This window comes from Chryseobacterium shigense (genome assembly GCF_014207845.1).
Taxonomy (GTDB): Bacteria; Bacteroidota; Bacteroidia; order Flavobacteriales; family Weeksellaceae; genus Chryseobacterium; species Chryseobacterium shigense_A.
In genome coordinates, this window is the sequence record NZ_JACHLC010000002.1 from 599,611 (window position 1) to 615,772 (window position 16,162).

Annotated in this window: 14 protein-coding genes; 11 read left to right on the plus strand and 3 right to left on the minus strand. The window is 37.6% G+C overall.

Annotated elements, in window-relative coordinates:
• The first annotated feature begins 7 nt into the window (after positions 1-7).
• The 5 genes from mreC (at position 8) to HNP36_RS12650 (ending at position 5,231) form a co-directional block, all read left to right on the plus strand.
• Positions 8-862, plus strand: coding sequence for a rod shape-determining protein MreC (gene mreC / locus HNP36_RS12630; protein ID WP_184163991.1), 855 nt, complete (start codon positions 8-10; stop codon positions 860-862).
• Entirely contained in the window at positions 855-1,361 is a 507-nt protein-coding gene (locus HNP36_RS12635; protein ID WP_184163994.1) for a rod shape-determining protein MreD, read from the plus strand. Before mreC ends, HNP36_RS12635 begins: the two co-directional genes overlap by 8 nt.
• Complete coding sequence (locus HNP36_RS12640) at positions 1,358-3,364, plus strand: penicillin-binding transpeptidase domain-containing protein (protein WP_184163997.1); 2,007 nt, start codon at positions 1,358-1,360, stop codon at positions 3,362-3,364. The genes HNP36_RS12635 and HNP36_RS12640 overlap by 4 nt, the downstream gene beginning before the upstream one ends.
• A complete protein-coding gene (rodA, locus tag HNP36_RS12645) occupies positions 3,361-4,590 on the plus strand; it encodes a rod shape-determining protein RodA (RefSeq protein ID WP_184164000.1) in 1,230 nt (409 codons plus the stop codon). Before HNP36_RS12640 ends, rodA begins: the two co-directional genes overlap by 4 nt.
• A gap of 68 nt (positions 4,591-4,658) precedes the next feature.
• Positions 4,659-5,231: a pentapeptide repeat-containing protein gene (locus tag HNP36_RS12650; protein ID WP_184164003.1), complete on the plus strand. Its 573-nt coding sequence runs from the start codon at positions 4,659-4,661 to the stop codon at positions 5,229-5,231.
• A gap of 78 nt (positions 5,232-5,309) precedes the next feature.
• Here HNP36_RS12650 and HNP36_RS12655 read toward each other — a convergent pair whose 3' ends face one another.
• Together HNP36_RS12655 and HNP36_RS12660 are read right to left on the minus strand one after the other, a co-directional pair.
• Positions 5,310-6,020 (minus strand): C40 family peptidase, encoded by a 711-nt coding sequence (locus HNP36_RS12655; RefSeq protein ID WP_184164006.1) that lies wholly within the window; start codon positions 6,018-6,020, stop codon positions 5,310-5,312.
• Between the two features lie 336 nt (positions 6,021-6,356).
• On the minus strand, positions 6,357-8,552 hold the full coding sequence (locus HNP36_RS12660) for a glutamine synthetase III (protein ID WP_184164009.1): 2,196 nt from the start codon (positions 8,550-8,552) through the stop codon (positions 6,357-6,359).
• Positions 8,553-8,846: 294 nt separating this feature from the next.
• Here HNP36_RS12660 and HNP36_RS12665 point away from each other — a divergent pair, with 294 nt between their 5' ends.
• From HNP36_RS12665 to HNP36_RS12680, 4 genes are all read left to right on the plus strand, one after another.
• The gene (locus HNP36_RS12665) at positions 8,847-10,538 is read left to right on the plus strand and encodes a DUF6909 family protein (RefSeq protein ID WP_184164012.1); all 1,692 of its coding nucleotides are present in this window, start codon (positions 8,847-8,849) and stop codon (positions 10,536-10,538) included.
• A 198-nt stretch (positions 10,539-10,736) separates the two neighbouring features.
• The gene (locus tag HNP36_RS12670) at positions 10,737-11,207 is read left to right on the plus strand and encodes a DinB family protein (RefSeq protein ID WP_184164015.1); all 471 of its coding nucleotides are present in this window, start codon (positions 10,737-10,739) and stop codon (positions 11,205-11,207) included.
• 10 nt (positions 11,208-11,217) lie between these two features.
• A complete protein-coding gene (locus tag HNP36_RS12675; protein WP_184164018.1) occupies positions 11,218-11,850 on the plus strand; it encodes a hypothetical protein in 633 nt (210 codons plus the stop codon).
• A gap of 207 nt (positions 11,851-12,057) precedes the next feature.
• A complete protein-coding gene (locus tag HNP36_RS12680) occupies positions 12,058-13,899 on the plus strand; it encodes a M1 family metallopeptidase (RefSeq protein WP_184164022.1) in 1,842 nt (613 codons plus the stop codon).
• 89 nt (positions 13,900-13,988) lie between these two features.
• Here the strand turns inward: HNP36_RS12680 and HNP36_RS12685 are convergent, their stop codons facing one another.
• A complete protein-coding gene (locus tag HNP36_RS12685; RefSeq protein WP_184164025.1) occupies positions 13,989-14,591 on the minus strand; it encodes a hypothetical protein in 603 nt (200 codons plus the stop codon).
• A 211-nt stretch (positions 14,592-14,802) separates the two neighbouring features.
• Here HNP36_RS12685 and HNP36_RS12690 point away from each other — a divergent pair, with 211 nt between their 5' ends.
• Positions 14,803-15,561, plus strand: a complete 759-nt coding sequence (locus tag HNP36_RS12690; RefSeq protein WP_184164028.1) for a type III pantothenate kinase — start codon at positions 14,803-14,805, stop codon at positions 15,559-15,561.
• Between the two features lie 19 nt (positions 15,562-15,580).
• Entirely contained in the window at positions 15,581-16,120 is a 540-nt protein-coding gene (locus tag HNP36_RS12695) for a GNAT family N-acetyltransferase (RefSeq protein ID WP_184164031.1), read from the plus strand.
• The last annotated feature ends 42 nt before the right edge of the window (positions 16,121-16,162 follow it).

Sequence of the window (16,162 nt, forward strand, 5' to 3'; positions counted from 1 at the left end):
TATCTGAATGGGATTTTTGCTGAGATTATTTTCGAAGAATGCTCTTTTTGTCTTCTTTATATTCCTGCAGATTGTTGCTCTGGTTCTGATATTCTCTAAAAATGCCATGCAGAAATCATGGATAGCCGGCCAATCCGCTGCGCTGAATTCATGGGTTTCAGGCTATATTGATGAAGGAGTTTCCTATCTGAAACTGAAACAGATCAATGAAGACCTTGTGGCGCAGAACAAGTCCCTGATGACTCAGCTGTATGGTAAGGAAGGAGCAAAAAATCCTGTATTCAGAAAAGTTCATGATACATTGGGAGGCGGTCAGATCTACACCTTTGTAGATGGTGAGATCGTATTCAACAGTATCAACAGAAGAAATAATTACTTTACCATCAACCGTGGCCGCAGAGACGGTGTTTTCCCTCAGATGGGGGTAATGGCGCCTAAAGGGATTGCGGGAATTGTAATTAACTCAACAGACAGTTACGCTTTGGTTCAGTCAGTATTAAGTGTAAATACAATCAGAATTAATGCTTCCCTTAAAAATTCCGGATATTTCGGAACATTAACATGGAATGGAGATAATTCCAGGGTGATGCACCTTGCAGATATTCCCAAATATGTTGCTTTGAAGATTGGTGACACCGTTGTAACAGACGGAAAATCAGCTATTTTCCCTAAAGGTGTAACGATTGGGACTATTGCAGGATATTCAGTAGATAATAAAACAGGTTTTTGGGATATTTCAGTAGAACTCAGTGAGAAAATGGGTGCTTTAAGCAAAGTATTCGTTGTGAAGAATCTTAAAAAAGCTGAAGTACAGAGAATTCAGGATACATTACAGGCCGTAATAAAAAAAGAAAATGATTAGCAGGACTTTATTTACCGATATATTGATCATGATCTTCCTGGTTGCATTACAGATTTTTGTACTGAACAGGATTACTATTTTCGGAAAATATACACCGGTTCTTTACCCGGTGTTTGTCATGTTTTATCCTTTCTTCAGAAATAAATTTCAATTTTTAGCTTTAAGCTTTTTAATAGGGCTTTCTGTAGACGGGTTCCTCAACACATGGGGAATCAATGCTTTTGCAACAACACTCATTGCGTATTTCAGAACATTGATCTTCAGAACTTCCACAGATACTTCCACCGATTTTTTCTCTTTTCAGTCCCTTCAGTGGGCGCAGTTTTTACTGTTCCTTTTTTCAAGTATCTTCCTGCACCAGCTTTTAGTGCAGTACATCGAATTCTTTAAATTTAGCCGTTTTTTCGAAATATTACTTAATGTAGTGATAACAAGTATAATTTCCTTTATATTTATAGTTATTTACGCATTAATATTTAAAATCAAACAAAAAGTTTGAACACACGTTATTTAAAAATCTTTTCTATCCTCGCAGTAATCGCTCTTATTTTTGTGGCGAGGCTTGCTTATTTACAGCTGTTTACAGACCGTTATGCATTAAATGCTGCGAATACATCCATTAAAATCGAATACGTTATCCCTCAGAGAGGAGTGGTTTTCGACAGGAACGGAAAAATCCTTGTAGGAAACCAGCCTGCTTACGAAATATCCTTTACCCAGGCCTTAATGAAGCCGGATTTTGATACCATTGGTTTTTGTAATCTGATGCAGATCAGCAAACCGGATTTTATAAAAAAGATTAATATTATCAAAAAAGAAAAATATTATTCAAAGCTGACTCCTATGACCTTTTTAAAGGACCTCAGCAGAGAAGATATTGCCAGGGTGCAGGAAATCATTTTCAAATATCCTGCATTCAGTATTGTTTCCAGGCCTCAGCGTCAGTATGAAGTGGGAACTTCCGGAAACCTTTTAGGATATACCAGTGAAGTAAACGAGAGAGAAATTAAAAAAGACTCAGCCTATTATCTTCCTGGCGATTTTATCGGGAAAACCGGTGTTGAAAAATCCTATGAAAAAGATCTTCGGGGTATAAAAGGAATGAAGTATATCCAGAAAGATATCAAACTTCGAAATATTGGATCTTATAAAAACGGATCACTGGACAAAGATGTTGTTACCGGTAAAGATATTACCCTGACAATTGATTATGATCTCCAAAGAATTGCAGAAGAAATGCTGGTCGACAAACATGGAGCAATTGTAGCAATAGACCCGAATAATGGAGAAATTCTGACTATGGCAACAGGCCCGGATATTGATCCGAATTTATTTACGGGACCATACAAATCAAAAAACCTTTACGCCTTATCAAAAGATACCCTATACGAGAATAAGCCAACCTTTGACAGATCTGTTCAGGCAGCTTATCCTCCGGGTTCCACCTTCAAACTGCTTACCGCTCTTGCAGGAATGCAGATGGGAGTAATGGATGAAAATACCGTTTTCCCTTGTGGAGGAGGCTTTTATTATAAAGGTTTAAGAATTAAAGGGCACGGCGGGGCAGATCCGCTTATTCCCGCCATCCAGGTTTCCAGCAACTGTTATTTCTCCCATGCATTTATCGCCATTATGAATAAATACCCGGGAGATCCTTCCAGAGGTGTAGATGAATGGAAAAAGATCATGAGCAGCTTCGGAGTAGGAGAATACCTGAATAATGATATTGCAGTAGGTTCGCCGGGAAGAATTCCTACAGGGAAATTCTACGAAAAAAGAAGCGGTAAAAAGAACTGGAGTACAGATTATACAATGAACGGTTCCATTTTTAACGGAATGGGGCAGGGAGATGTTTTGGTAACTCCTCTTCAGTTGGCAAACTATGTTGCAGCCATTGCCAATAAAGGCTGGTTCTATACTCCGCATATCGTTAAATCTATTGATGGCAAACCTAATCCTGATCCGAGATTTAAAACAAAGCATAAAACCCTTGTAGACCCTAAACATTTCGAGCCCGTGCTGAAAGGGATGGAAGCCGTGGTGTTAAGAGGTACAGCAAGAAGCTTGAAATCCAATGATTTTACCCAGCTTGCAAAAACCGGTACCGCACAGGTTCCCCAGGGAAAAGATAACTCTATCTTCGTGCTGATTGCTCCTGCGGACAAGCCAAGAATTGTGGTTGCGGCAGTAATGGAGCATGCAGGATTTGGGGCAACATGGGCAGGGCCAGCCTGTACCGTGATCGCTGAAAAATATATAACCGGTGACCTGAAGAGAGAAAACCTCTACAAAAAAATGACCGGAGCCAGCTTTATGCCGGAGTACAAAAGACAATGGATTGCAGATCTGAAGCGTAAAGGACTTTACAAAGACCCTAAAGCAGATTCAGCAACGCTGAAAAGAAAACAGGACAGCCTGAACTTTATCAAAGAGCAGAAAGCAAAACTGCAGAAAAAAATAGAAGAAGAAACAAAGAACAACGCTAAAAAAGTAAAGCCATGAAGTGGGCAGAAGGAATAGATAAACTAGGTCTTGGGCTGTATTTTATGCTTTGCATTTTTGCTATTGCAAATATTTACAGTGTTGATCAGAAATTAGGGGAAAAACAATTGATTTTCTTCTGTATCTCTTTATTTGTAGGACTGGTGATATTCGTTGGAAGAAGTAAATTCTTCGAAAATATGTCCGGTATTATTTATATTGGTGGAGTTTTGCTTCTGGTTGGGTTATTTCCGTTCGGGAAAGAGATTCTCGGTCAGAAAAACTGGTATAAATTCGGAAGCTTTACCATGCAGCCTGTTGAATTTGCCAAAATAGGAACAGCCCTGATGCTCGCCAATTATGTTTCCGGACCGGATTTTAATCTGAAAGTTAGAAAATCACTCTGGACAGCTTTAGCCATTATCGGGATTCCGGCAGTAGTTGTTCTGGCAATTCCTGATGTAGGTTCCATGCTTGTATTTATTGCATTCTTTATTGCTTTATACAGGGAAGGTTTAAGCGGTCTTTTATTTGGTGTGGGATTCGTCTTTGCGGCTGTTTTTCTGGTCTCTCTTGCCGTACCGCCATTGTATGTGGCATTAACGGTTGTTGTCATTGCCGGCGTTTTAATCGCTCTGAATTATCACAGAATGTCCTGGGATGTTATTTCTATTTCAGGAATTGCGGGATCAGTTCTTTTGCTTTGTGGTTTGGCTTTCGGTTCACCATATGTATTAGAGAAGCTTCCAAAACACCAGAGAGAAAGAATTGAGGTTCTTTACAAAGGAGAAAAAGCATTCAGAGATACCTCCGGTTACAATTTATTATATTCAAAAACAGCTATAGGATCAGGCGGACTTTTAGGAAAAGGATACCGTGAGGGGTCAGTGACACAGGGAAAATTCGTTCCAGAGCAGGAAACCGATTATATTTTCTGTACCGTAGGTGAAGAGTGGGGATTTTTAGGAAGTGCCATTCTTGTCTTATGTTACATGGTTTACATCGGAAGAATCTACTACCTCGCAGAACAGCAGAAATCTACATTTAACAGGGTATTTGGATATTGCTTTGCTTCCATCCTTATGATGCACTTTACCATCAATTTAGGGATGGTTATGGGGCTTTTTCCAACCGTAGGTATTCCGCTTCCTTATTTCAGTTACGGAGGAAGCTCGCTCCTTGCTTTTTCTATGATGACTTTTATTTTCTTTAAGCTGAATTATTCTGATAAGAATAGCCTGGTTTAATAAAAGCGGACCGCATCAAAAAATCTCAGTTTTAACCGGAGAAAATTCCATTTAAATCATAAAATAATATGAAAGAAGCATACACTGTGGATGGAAATTTTGAAAACACAGACTTTTCCCACCTCGCAAAAGGCGAATACGAGAACTGTACATTTAGGAATTGTAACTTTGAATATGCAGATCTCTCAGGTTTCAGCTTTACAGATTGCGAATTCCTGGGGTGCAATTTGAGTATGGTAAAACTGCTTAAAACAGCTTTCAGAAATACTGTTTTCAAGGAATGCAAGATGCTGGGCATACAGTTCAGCGAATGCAATCCGTTCGGGCTTTCCTTTACATTTGAAGAATGTTTGCTGAATAATTCAGTCTTTTACAAAACCTCAGCCAGGAAAACCCTCTTCAAAAATTCCAAATTAATTGAGACTGATTTTTCTGAATCTGATTTATCAGGTTCGGTATTTTCAGGCTGCGATCTTTCTGGTGCTGTTTTCGATCAGACAAACCTTGAAAAAGCAGATTTCAGGACTTCTTTCAGTTATTCTATAGACCCTTCGTTAAATAGGCTTAAAAAGGCCAGATTTTCAATCTCGGAAGTTTATGGATTGCTTTATAAGCTGGATATCGAAATCGACAGGGGTTAGAAGCCGGAAATTTGTGGTGAAAAATAAAAAAACCATCAGATTCCTGATGGCTTCATTATTTAAATCAATTATTTAAAATTAAAAATTTGTCGCTGCGGATGGAGTAGAAGCTGCTAAATTGTTGTAAGCTTCTCCGTTTTCGTTGATCACTCTTTTGGCAAACCTGAATTTCGGTCCCCAGTAAGAATCATTCAGCGATGAGATCATTACCCCTTTAGAAGTGGCTGCATGGATGAATTTGATTTCACCTTCTTCAGTAACACTTTCTACGATACCTACGTGAGAGATTCTTCTTCCGTGAGAAAAGAAAATTAAATCTCCTTTCTGAAGCTCACTTTTATCAATACTTTCACCCTCTTGAGCCTGAGAAGCTGCTACTCTTGGTAAGCTAAGCCCTGCTGCTGCCCCGAATACGGAAAGAACGAAAGCTGAACAATCAATACCTCTTCTTGTCATTCCTCCGTATCTGTATGGAGTTCCAAGGTATGTTTCAGCTTCTGTTAGGATATTGTCGATCGTTTTATTGTATTTGACTGCCTTTGCAATCTCGGAATTTTTAATAGCTTTTTTCGCGTTGGCGATAGATGCTGCCTTTTCAGCCAGAAAAGAATCGATAAGTCTTTGCTTATCCTGCTCCATTTTCTTGTTGTCAATAGAAGCTAGTTTGGCATCTGTTTTGTATTCTTTAGCGTAAGTTGCTGGTTGTGAAACTACATAATTTGTAGCGCAAGATTGGATAGAAACTGTAGACACTAAAGCAACTAAATAAAACAAAACTCTTTTCTTCATATATATTTGATTATCCGTGTTAAAAGGAATATTTATTTTCAAAAGCATTACAAAAGTAGAGATTCCGAGTAAAAGACCCCTGATATGATTATTGTCAGGTTCTTTATTTAACACATTTTAACATATTATTTAAGTATGTTAAAGAAAAACAAACCGCAACCGCCTATTTTTGGTGAGTGTGCGGTTTTTTTTATTAAGATTCTTTAACATAATGAGTGGTTTTTCCTTTGTTAATGGGATTTCGTTATTTAAAACTCCACTTTTCACTGCTGTTAATAAAACAAAAAAACTCCCCGGAAAACCGGAGAGCTTAACTAATATGGAACTTTACAGATGTTATTTTGTAAATAACATTTCTCTATATTTAGTCATTGGCCAAAGTTCATCATCAACCATCATCTCAAGATCATCAGAAGCTTCTCTGATTCCTTCAAATAACGGAATTACTTTGCTGCAGTAAGCTTCTGCCTGCTTTTGACTATCTGATACAGCCTTGGCTGCTTCTCTTGCTTTGATAAGACCTTCAACACCTAATTTGATCTTGGAAACATTTTCAGAAATATTGGTGATCAGGCTCATTTGTTCTTTCGCCAATGTTTTGAATTCTTTATCCCCGAATATTTCTTTAAGACCTTTTACGTTCTCGATCAGTCTGTTCTGGTAATTTAAAGCAGAAGGAATGATGTGGTTTCTTGCGATATCGCTTAAAACTCTTGCTTCAATATCTATAACAGTTGAATATTTTTCTAATTTGATCTCATTTCTTGCCTCTACTTCTCTGTGGGTAAATACTCCGATTTCTTCATAAAGATCAAGGAATTTTTTATCCATTTCCTGCTTAAGGGCTTCAGGAGTGGTTTTTAAGTTATTCAAACCTCTCTTTTTGGCTTCTTTAGCCCAGTCGTCAGAATATCCGTCACCTTCAAACATAATGTTTTTACACTGCTTGATGTATTCTCTCAATACATTGAAGATTGCTTCATCTTTCTTAAGACCGGTTTCAATTAAAGCATCAACTTCTTTTTTGAAGTCGTTTAATTGTTTTGCAGCAATCGTGTTCATTACAGTCATGGATTCTGCACAGTTTGCAGAAGAACCTACCGCTCTGATCTCGAATTTATTTCCTGTAAATGCAAATGGAGAAGTTCTGTTTCTGTCGGTATTATCCAGAAGAATTTCAGGAATTTTTCCAACCACATTCAGTTTAAGATCTGTTTTTTCGTCCGGAGAAAGTTTTCCTTCAGTTACTTTTTCCAGCTCTTCCAATACTCTGAACAACTGGCTTCCGATGAATACGGAAATAATTGCCGGAGGAGCTTCATTGGCACCCAGTCTGTGGTCATTGCTTGCAGAGGCGATGCTTGCTCTTAAAAGATCGGCATATTCATAAACAGCTTTAATGGTGTTCACGAAGAACGTTAAAAACTGTAGGTTTTTCTTAGGATTTTTCCCGGGGCTTAATAGGTTTTCCCCTGTATCTGTTGCTAGAGACCAGTTGTTATGCTTTCCGCTTCCGTTTACTCCCGCGAACGGTTTTTCATGGAATAAAATATGGAAATGGTGTTTGTGAGCAATTCTCGCCATGATGTCCATCAACAAAGAGTTGTGGTCTACGGCAACGTTTACTTCTTCAAACATCGGAGCAAGCTCGAACTGGTTAGGGGCTACCTCATTATGTCTTGTTGTTACAGGAATTCCCAGCTTCATGCATTCAATTTCCAGCTCTTTCATGAAGTTCATTACCCTTGTAGGAATGGAACCGAAATAATGGTCGTCCAATTGCTGTCCTTTTGCGGGAGAATGTCCCAACAAAGTTTTACCTGTTAATACAAGATCCGGGCGGGATTGGTATAATGCTGAATCAACTAAGAAATATTCCTGCTCCCAACCTAAAGTAGGGGTTACTTTTGTTACGTTTTTGTCAAAATACTGCATTACATTGGTTGCAGCTTCATCTACAGCATTCAAAGCTCTTAAAAGAGGTGCTTTATAATCTAAAGTTTCTCCTGTGTAAGAAATGAAGATAGAAGGAATACACAGGGTAGTTCCCATAATGAATGCAGGGGAAGTAGGGTCCCATGCTGTATAACCTCTCGCTTCAAAAGTGTTTCTGATACCACCGTTCGGGAAAGAAGAGGCATCCGGCTCCTGTTGGATCAATAAGTTTCCGCTGAATCTCTCGATTGCTCTTCCTCCTTCAATTGGAGTGAAGAAAGAATCATGCTTTTCTGCGGTAGTTCCTGTCAATGGCTGAAACCAGTGAGTGTAATGCGTTACTCCTTTACTCATTGCCCAGTCTTTCATGGCTACAGCCACCTGGTCTGCAATGTGTCTTTGGATTTTAGTTCCTTTTTTCATTGCATCCAAAATAGACTGGAATGCTTCTTTTGTTAGATATTCTCTCATGGTTTCTTCTGAGAAAACATTCTGACAGAATAATTCTGACAGTTTTCCGGGAACCTCAACGGAATTATCTCTTCTGAAGTCCTTAAATGGTAAAGTTTCTAACGCTTTGAATCTTAAAGTTGACATAATAAGGTTAATTTTTACAGGGCAAATTTACAAAAAAAATGAATTGAAAATGTTTTACCCCTTAAAATTTTAGGGGTGTTTTGAAAAATATTTAAAATCAAACAGGGGTTTAGCGTTTTTGATAGGGGACTGACTGATGTTGTAAGCTAATACTTCAGCCCTATCATAGCCTTATGAATGCGTAATGCAATGTTGTAACACTACAAATCTAAAGATATAAATTTAAACTGCTTGTTAAAAGATACTTAAAATAAGTTGAGCGGAGATTTTGTATATTTGTGTGAAATTTATTTTATGACAAATTCTAGAGCTAGAGAAACAACGGAAGCAATTGAAAGATTGTATATTTCTATGAGACACCTCTTTTACAGAGGTTTTTTTAAACCTGCCGGTGTTTCTGGGGAAAGTATCAGAAGTTTGTTAAAGACGATCAATCCAGAGATTTATGGTACCATGAATATTCCCAACAAAATGGAATTGGATGGTTTGATGTATGTTTTAGACAGACTTCCGGAGGGAATTGAAGAATGTGCTTTTATTCATCTTACATCAGATGAGGGGTTTGATAAAGGAAGTTTCGAACCCATTGTACCTAAAAAGAGAAGAAGAAACTGCTACAGAATAGACGAACACCAGATGAATATTGAAGTTCTGTTGGGACGTTCGGAAATCTACGACATTCTTACTCACTTAACATTCTTATTTATAGAAGCGGATAAAGTGAGAAACCTTGCTTTCATTCAGGATGAAAACTGGAAACCGACACGTGCTTTCAAAATTATTGAAGAAGTAGTAAAAGGTGAAAAGAAATTCAGCAGAAAAGAAAAAGAAGTTGCCCTTATTCATTTATCTTCATTAATAGGAAGAACCTTTGAAGAAACCCTGAATGCTTACAACTCTTTCGGAGATGATAACAATCCTGACCGTTTATTCAAAATCATCTACAACTTAGGAAAAGTAAGTCTGGAAGATGCAAAACAGACGAGAGAAAGAGAAATTCATTTCAGTGCTATATTAAAGGAAAGAGTAGGGCATCACTATTTTGGTGAAAAATGGGCCAACAAAGTGAAAGAGGTTTTATTTGAAAACGATCTTCACATGAGACCGCTGCACATTATTTCTGCCAATATGCACTCGGTAAAAAATATGCTGTACGGAAATGATGCACTAAAGAAAAAAGACCACAAAGAAGTAGATTATAAGCTTTACGGAGATATTTCCGACAAAAAAGAGCTTCGCGACAAAGTTTCCAAATATGCTTTGGAAGAAGGATTAATCTATATTAATGATAAGAGCGGAAGTAACATTGATGTTCAGATCATTGATTTAAGCAAAACAGACCTTAAAAACACTCCGTTCAGCGGTATAAAATACAACGGAGATGATGTGATCATGGTTTTCGACTATGCTTTCGGAGAGCAGGCTTATGAGGTAATGGATGAATTATTGAGACCTTATGAGCATCAAGGAGAAGTCTATATGATGAAGGTAAAATCTGTCTCCATTATGGGGAAAGCAGGAATTCTTGCCGGAGGAAAAGGAGATATCATGATCCCTACTTCCCATATCTTTGAAGGAACCGCAGATAATTATCCTTTTGAAAATGCCTTAAAGCTGGATGATTTTAAAGATGATGAACTGAAAGCATTTGAAGGTCCGATGATTACCGTATTGGGAACTTCGCTTCAGAACAGGGATATCCTTTCCTATTTCATGAATACCTCATGGAAGGCAATTGGTCTTGAAATGGAAGGGGCGCATTACCAGAAAGCAATTCAGGTAGCTTCCAAGATCAGGCATCACATTTCACCGGATCTGTTTGTTTGCTACGCCTACTATGCTTCGGATAATCCTCTGGAAACAGGAAGTACGCTTTCTTCGGGAGGGCTTGGGCTTACGGGGGTAAAACCTACTTATTTTATCACTTTAAGAATCCTTGAAAAAATCTTGCAAAGCGGAAAAAAAGAAATTCCGGCTAAAAAATAACTTGATTTTAAATCATATTGAAACCTCAGATGTTTTTGCATTTGAGGTTTTTACTTTTATCAAACCACAAATTTCACAATCTTTTCACGAATGTCACTAATTTTATTTGTGTTTAAAATTGTGTCCCCATTAGTGTTATTTGTGGTTTGAAAAAATCTACGAGAGAAAAAATAATTATCTTTAAGAAAATTAAAAACAATGAGCACCGTTTCACAATTAGCCAAAAGATTCAGAGAAGTAATACTGGACGGTTTATGGATCGCCAATACCAATTTTAAAGCACAGCTGTCGGACATTACCTGGGAACAGGCAACAACACGGGTTGGCTCTTTAAATACCATCGCAATGCTTACTTTTCACATCAATTATTATATTGCAGGATTGGCCAATGTTTTTGAGGGTGGGAATCTGGAAATCAGGGACAGGTACAGCTTCGATCTTCCGTCCATTCAATCAGCGGAACAATGGGAAGAATTATTGAATAAACTTTGGAGCAATTCAGAAAAATTCGCAACCTTATTAGAACAAATGCCGGATTCTAAAATGGATGAGGTTTTTGTAGAGGAAAAATACGGAACTTATCTCAGGAATATCGATGGAATGATTGAGCACAGCTATTATCATTTAGGACAAATTACCCTGATTAAAAAACTGTTGGCTAATCAATAATGTAAAAACAATGAGAAACTGTTTCCTTTTCATACTGATGCTGCCTTTTTTCTGCTTCTCTCAATTCAGAATTCCAAAAGGGTTCTCTGAATTTACCGAAAGTCCTTCCAATGGTAAGGAAATGAAGAGAATTGTTGCAGATTTTGATAAAGATAAAAAAGATGATGTTATCACTGTAATTAACCAATCGGAATATGAATTGCATTCTGCCAAAAAATATCTGATCATTTACCTCTCTTCAAAAAACAAAACCTTCTCTATTGATTTTGATCTGTTCAATGGCGTATTTGTTATACCGTTACAATATAAAAATGATGTTCTTGAATTTCTTGTTTACCAGGAAGGAACCGGGGTTTACGGACACGGCTTAAAACTGAGATTTAATCAGAAAGTGAAAGATATTCAGCTTATTGGCTATGATTACAGTTACAGAACTCCCGGCGGGCATTGTAATAAGACCTATAATTTACTCACAGGTGATTATAATGTAACAAATGACTTTTACAATATGAAAACAGGCAAAACAGAAGTTGAAAGTTTCAAAGGAAATAAAAAACAGCCCAAACATATTTTCATTAAAAATTTTTCCAGTCAATTATTTGAAAATTTAAGTTCAGTCGGAAAAGAATTTGAATTGGAATAAAAATATCTCATAAATTCAGCCATCATATCTTTTTAAAAAAATTGCGTTATCTGAAAAATCTGCGAGAGAAAAAATCTCAAAGAAATCTTTTTAACAATAAGAATTAAAATCCATCTAAACTTATAATTAATCACCAAACCCTTTAAAATAACTCCACATTTGAGGGTTTTGCATAAATTACCTACCTTTAAAAAAAATAAATTTTAAATGAAAAAATCGGCTGCAATCCTTTTTGCGTTTATCATTTCACAATTTCAGGCTCAGCAGGGAGCTTATTATCAGCAGGCTGCAAAATATAAGATGGACATTGATGTTAATGCTGAAAAATTTACCTACCAGGGAAACCAGACTCTGGAATATACCAACAACTCACCCGATGAGTTGAATGTAGTGTATTTTCATCTGTACTGGAATGCTTTTAAGCCTAATTCAATGATGGATCAGAGAGTTGCCGGTCAGGGGAAAAACGGAGATTACAGACTGCAGAAAGACGGAGTTTCAAGGTTAGCATCTATTCCCAAAGATCAGGAAGGAGCCCAAAATATCCATTGGATCAAACAAAACGGAAAAGATCTGAAATTTGAGATCCAGGAAACCATTATGAAAGTATATCTGGCAGAACCGATTAAGCCAAATTCTACAACAACCTTTACGATGGACTGGGATGCCGTAATACCTCAGCAGATCAGACGAAGCGGAAGAAACAACAGGGAAGGGGTTGATATGACCATGACCCAATGGTATCCGAAGATTGCAGAGTACGATTATGACGGCTGGGCAACATTTGATTATATCGGAAGAGAATTCCATGCACCGTTTTCAGATTTTGATGTAACGATTAAAATCAACAAAGATTATGTAGTTGGAGCCGGAGGAATTCTTGAAAACCCGGCAGAAGTGAAAGGTTATGATACAAATGCCAAGATTATAGCAGATAAAAGTAAAAAAGCGGTCTGGAAATGGAAAGCTAGCAATATGTTGGACTTTGCCTGGAGCGCAGACCGGGATTATGTTATAAAAAGCTTTGATGTTCCGGAAGGACCAAAAGTATTCCTTGTTTACCAGCAAAATGACAAAACAAAAGTTTGGGAAGAAGCCCAGCCTTATGTTACCAAATATTTCCAGCTGATGAACAGTCATTTCGGAAAATATGTATATCCTACCTATGCATTTATCCAGGGTGGTGATGGCGGTATGGAATACGGAATGTGTACTATGATCCTTGGTGAAGCCAAAGATATTAAAGGTTTAATGGGATTAATGGCTCATGAAGGTGCGCACTCATGGTATCAGCAGATGCTGGCCACCAATGAATCCATGCGTCCGTGGATGGATGAAGGATTTACCAGCTACGCAGAGAATTATGTAATGTATCATCTGTTTCCCGAAGAGCTTCCGAATCCTTTTGCCAATACAGTAAATGCTTACAGGAATTTCATTAAAAAAGGTATTGAAGAGCCTGCCGTATGGTTAGGAGATCACCACGATAACGGAACTTCTTATACCTATGCTTCTTATGTAAAAGGAGAATTATACCTTGTAGAATTAGGCTACATCATGGGTGAGCAGAACCTCGCCGAAACCTTAAAACAATATTACGACCAATGGCATATGAAGCACCCGTCCGACAGAGATTTCCTTCACATTGCCCAGAAAGTTTCAGGAATGGATCTGAAATGGTTTCAGAATTATTGGATCAACACCACAAAAACAATTGATTACGGTATTAAAGATGTAAAGTATGATGCAAAATCTACAATGGTTACTTTGGTCAATAACGGGCAGGTTCCCATGCCAATTGATTTCAACGTAATGACGGCAGATAAAAAGATTCTTACCTACCAGATTCCTTTAAGTATGACCCATACATGGAAGGAAAAGGATGTCTACGGAGAATTTAAGACCATGCCTTACTGGCCGTGGACCCAAAAAGAATATACCCTGACGATTCCTTATACAAAAGCACAATTATCTGTTTTAGGAATAGATTTCAGCCAGAGAATTGCTGATGTAAATATGGATGATAATATTGTTGAGGTAAAACAATAAACCCCATAAAATAAAAAGACAATCCCACAGAATTTTCTGTGGGATTTTTATTGGTATTAACGCTGTATGTTTACCAGTTGCCTGTTTCTCTATTTTATTCCAAACTGCTGTACCATCCAGTGATTCGGATGATTCTTTACAAGATCATTTCTTAAAACCTCATTTTTTGTATTGAGGTAGCTGTATACTTTTAAGGGAACAGAATCCGGATATTCTTTTAGTCCCTCAGCTAAAGTGGTCTTAGCATCCTCTTTTTTCCCCGCACCGTCCAACGCTTCAGCTTTGTAGATAAAAATAATAGCAGGTACCTTTCCATAAATTTCGCGGGTTTCATTCTCGAGGAGTGTCATAGCTTCAGTCTGAAATTCCGAATCAGGTTTTTTGCCTGCCATGGAAGTGCGGCTGATGTGCTGCTGATACATCAGGAAGAGCATCAGGATGTGGAGGTTCTTCGTATCGGGATTTGAAGCGGTCTTTTCAATTCTCTGAACTGTTTCGGGAGTGAGCTCATCATTGTCTGCCTGAAGGTTTTTATTGTAAAATTCATCCAGGATATCATAAACAGCCCTGTCATTCCCATCAATTTTTGATTCCTGTTTGAGTTTCAGGAAGATGTCTTTTACCTGATTTCCCGTCTGAGCAAAGATGTTCAGGCTGATACAGAAGAAGATAGCTAAAATCAGTTTTTTCATGGAAACAGGATAAAATATTTCTGTTTTTAAAGGTAATTAATTGTTTTTAAAATAGAATAAAGTTAAGCTCAAAAATAATAAATGGAATGCTGATACAGACTTCAATTCACTTCCCGGAATTTTCTTTAAATTAGTCAGATATTGTTCATTTTTGAGGATAAAACCTTATTTTTACAACTGTTTTTTAACCCCAGAATAGCTTAAAAAATAAATGAATTCAATTGTAATCAACGTAGGGAACAGCAACATCAGATTCGGACTTTTTAATGGAGATAACTGTGATATTTCATGGGTAATCAATACAAAACCATACAGAACAGTAGATGAACTGTATGTTCAGATTCTTATGCTTTATCAGACCTACAAAGTAGAACCGGAAGACATCAGCAAAGTTATAATAGGATCGGTGGTGCCACAGCTTACCAAAGTTATGAGTTCGGCGATTAAAAAGATCCATGGAATCCAGCCTGTGATTGTAGACAGATCTACGCCATCAGGAGTTCAGGCCAAATCCAAGCAGATGGGAACTGATATTTATGCGAATCTTGTGGCTGCCCATAATCTTTATCCCAACCAAAAAAAGATTATCATCGATTTTGGAACGGCACTTACTGCGAGTTGTGTAACAGAAACGGGAGAAACATTGGGTGTAATTATTGCGCCGGGCATCGTGACATCTTTGAATTCCCTGATCAGTCAGACTGCGCAGCTTCCTGATATTGAGCTTAAAAAACCTAAATCCGTATTGGGGCTGGATACAGTAACCTGCATGCAAAGCGGTATGGTATATGGATTTCTTGGAATGGTGGAAGGTTTCATAGACCGAATCAATGATGAGGTGAATGACGATTGTTTTGTGGTGGCAACAGGCGGTGTTTCCCATGTTTATAAACCTCTTACAGAAAAGATTCATGTAATGGACAGGCTGCACACACTGAAAGGACTTTATTTTTTAGGAAAAGATTTATAGGCATAAGATTCAATTTGTCATGAGAGAATTAACAGAATTCCCGATCATAGAAACAGAAAGACTGATTCTCTCACAGCTTGAAGAGAAAGATATTCCTTTTGTTATTGAATACCTTCAGGATAAAGTTTTCTCCGATCTTACTTCCAATATACCTCATCCTTACACCATAGAGCATGCAGAATTCTGGCTGAAAATATCGAAGGAATCTTTTGAAAATAATACAGGATATACTTTTGCAGTCCGTAATAAAGAAAAACAGATTATAGGAGCTATTGGCCTTCATGACCGTGGAGACGACAAAGCTGAACTGGGCTATTGGCTGGGAAAACCCTTCTGGAATAATGGATATATTACGGAAGCTTCTGCTGCCCTGGTTGCTTTTGGTTTTAAAGAATTACAGCTCAATAAAATCTATGCAACCTATTTTTTACACAATCCGGCATCCGGAAGAATCATGGAAAAAATCGGAATGGAAAAGGAAGCATTGTTAAAACAGCATCTTAAAAAAGATAACGAATACTTTGATGTTCTGATGTATTCTGTTCTAAAAAACAAATAATGATTTAACTTTTCACGGAAGAAGGCATCAAAAACCTAAATA

What these genes read in the sequence shown, in the direction of transcription:
- rodA (WP_184164000.1), top strand. Translation starts at nt 3,361, where the DNA reads ATGAAGTGGGCAGAAGGAATAGATAAACTAGGTCTTGGGCTGTATTTT.
- HNP36_RS12635 (WP_184163994.1), top strand. Translation starts at nt 855, where the DNA reads ATGATTAGCAGGACTTTATTTACCGATATATTGATCATGATCTTCCTG.
- HNP36_RS12690 (WP_184164028.1), top strand. Translation starts at nt 14,803, where the DNA reads ATGAATTCAATTGTAATCAACGTAGGGAACAGCAACATCAGATTCGGA.
- HNP36_RS12660 (WP_184164009.1), bottom strand. Translation starts at nt 8,552, where the DNA reads ATGTCAACTTTAAGATTCAAAGCGTTAGAAACTTTACCATTTAAGGAC.
- HNP36_RS12695 (WP_184164031.1), top strand. Translation starts at nt 15,581, where the DNA reads ATGAGAGAATTAACAGAATTCCCGATCATAGAAACAGAAAGACTGATT.
- mreC (WP_184163991.1), top strand. Translation starts at nt 8, where the DNA reads ATGGGATTTTTGCTGAGATTATTTTCGAAGAATGCTCTTTTTGTCTTC.
- HNP36_RS12655 (WP_184164006.1), bottom strand. Translation starts at nt 6,020, where the DNA reads ATGAAGAAAAGAGTTTTGTTTTATTTAGTTGCTTTAGTGTCTACAGTT.
- HNP36_RS12665 (WP_184164012.1), top strand. Translation starts at nt 8,847, where the DNA reads ATGACAAATTCTAGAGCTAGAGAAACAACGGAAGCAATTGAAAGATTG.
- HNP36_RS12685 (WP_184164025.1), bottom strand. Translation starts at nt 14,591, where the DNA reads ATGAAAAAACTGATTTTAGCTATCTTCTTCTGTATCAGCCTGAACATC.
- HNP36_RS12650 (WP_184164003.1), top strand. Translation starts at nt 4,659, where the DNA reads ATGAAAGAAGCATACACTGTGGATGGAAATTTTGAAAACACAGACTTT.
- HNP36_RS12670 (WP_184164015.1), top strand. Translation starts at nt 10,737, where the DNA reads ATGAGCACCGTTTCACAATTAGCCAAAAGATTCAGAGAAGTAATACTG.
- HNP36_RS12680 (WP_184164022.1), top strand. Translation starts at nt 12,058, where the DNA reads ATGAAAAAATCGGCTGCAATCCTTTTTGCGTTTATCATTTCACAATTT.
- HNP36_RS12675 (WP_184164018.1), top strand. Translation starts at nt 11,218, where the DNA reads ATGAGAAACTGTTTCCTTTTCATACTGATGCTGCCTTTTTTCTGCTTC.